This is a genomic window from Halorubrum tibetense (assembly GCF_042661865.1).
GTDB lineage: Archaea > Halobacteriota > Halobacteria > Halobacteriales > Haloferacaceae > Halorubrum > Halorubrum tibetense.
Map to the genome: position 1 here is coordinate 1 of NZ_JBHSWW010000658.1, position 593 is coordinate 593.

General features: G+C 52.6%; 1 protein-coding gene. It reads right to left on the reverse strand.

The window, feature by feature from the left end:
- On the reverse strand, window positions 1-561 hold a 561-nt coding region (locus ACFQEU_RS17590), incomplete at its 3' end, for a hypothetical protein (RefSeq protein WP_379784248.1).
- Window positions 562-593 lie beyond the last annotated feature (32 nt).

Sequence of the window (593 nt, forward strand, 5' to 3'; positions counted from 1 at the left end):
CGGCAGTTCAAAGTCTAACGGCCGGCCCCATTCGCTGGGTGCGATAGAGAGTTGATAGTCTTTCCGCCAGCGGCCTTGCTTGGCGTCTGGCTCGCTCCAAAAGGTCATTAATAGATGCGCTTTATTGTCATCAAAGTTTGCCAAATCTAACGCTTTGAAATTGTTTTGATACCAAGTTTGTCGTTGTTCAGGGGTGGGTATGTCGGTGTGTTCGCGGGCAATCAACAAGCCGATCTTGAGCGCTGCGTTGCGTTGTGCGGTGGCACTTTGTTCAAGCCTCACGGTCAAGCCGTTGGTGTGTTGTTGGTGCCAATCCGCTAGCTTTTTCAGTAGCCGAATACGATAACCCGATGCGTCTGACGACAGGCTGAAGGGCCTGTAATGTTGGCTTGGATCTGGCGCCAAGTCTTTGGCCTGCGCTTGATGAAACCAGTAGCTGGGCGTGAGCTGCGGGGTTGGATCGCTCGCAGACAGGTTTTGGCTAAAGCCGATGAGGGCGAGGATTATTAGGTGCTTGTTAACGAGTGCCGCGAGTCTTTTCATGGCCGGAGTGTGATCCATAACAAACCGGCTGTAAATTGCGCTCGGCTTGT